An 879-nucleotide genomic window follows, 5' to 3' on the forward strand; every position below is an offset into this window, starting at 1 on the left:
CGGCGCGCGGGTTCTCGTCCAGGTACCGCAGGTTCTTGCGGACCCCGGCGTAGACGCGCGCCCGGTTGCGGCGCAGCAGCGGCTGGCCGAACCACGCGTAGACCACCCCGCGCGCCAGGTCCGCGACGGTCGGGAAGCGCACCTGGGTGGCCGCGATCAGCCGCTCCAGCGCCAGGCCGGTCGGCTCGCGCAGCAGCTCGTCCGGCGGCAGTTCGCGCAGCCAGGTGCGCAGCAGCGTGGTCACCACCGTGGCGTCCGTCGCCGCCCGCTGCCGGGCCAGGAAGATGCGGAACACGGCCGCTTCCAGCTCCGGCGAGCGGGCCAGGTCGGTGACGCCGTAGTGGGCCAGGGCCCGGCTGAGGGCGGCCTGGAAGGTCTCCGGCAGACCGGCGCGCTCCACGTCCAGGCTCTGCAGGTAGGTGTGGAAGTACTCGTGCGCGCTGTGCAGCCCGCTCTCGCCCTCGCCCTCCTCGGCGGCTCCGGCCGGGCGGTTGCGGCCCAGGTCGGCCAGGTCGGCGAAGACTTCGATCAGGCTCAGCTCGCCGGTCAGTGGCCGTTGGCCCTGTTCCACGGCGGTGGTGCGGGCGGTGAGGTAGTCCTGGAGGATGCGGCCCTCGTCGTGCGGGTCCACGTCGAAGCCCAGCAGCAGGCTGCGAAGGTCCTCCTGGCCCTGTGTGACGCGGGCCCGGATCGGGACCTCGGCCGGGGCGGCGGGCAGGTCCAGCTCTACGGCCTCGGACGACGGCTGCGCCGTGTCGGTGTCGGTGTCGGTGTCGTCTTCGCCGTCTTCGTCCTCGACGATCTGCTCCAGCCGCAGCAGCGGGGCACCGGTCTCCACCTGGCTGCCAACCGTGACCGCCAACTCCCGCAACCGGGCCT

General features: G+C 73.5%; 1 pseudogene. It reads right to left on the bottom strand.

What is annotated here, in order from left to right:
- A pseudogene (locus tag KGQ19_RS48725) lies at nt 1-879 on the bottom strand (ATP-binding protein); the annotation flags it as partial.

It is taken from the genome of Catenulispora pinistramenti, from assembly GCF_018274385.1.
GTDB classification, from domain to species: domain Bacteria; phylum Actinomycetota; class Actinomycetes; order Streptomycetales; family Catenulisporaceae; genus Catenulispora; species Catenulispora pinistramenti.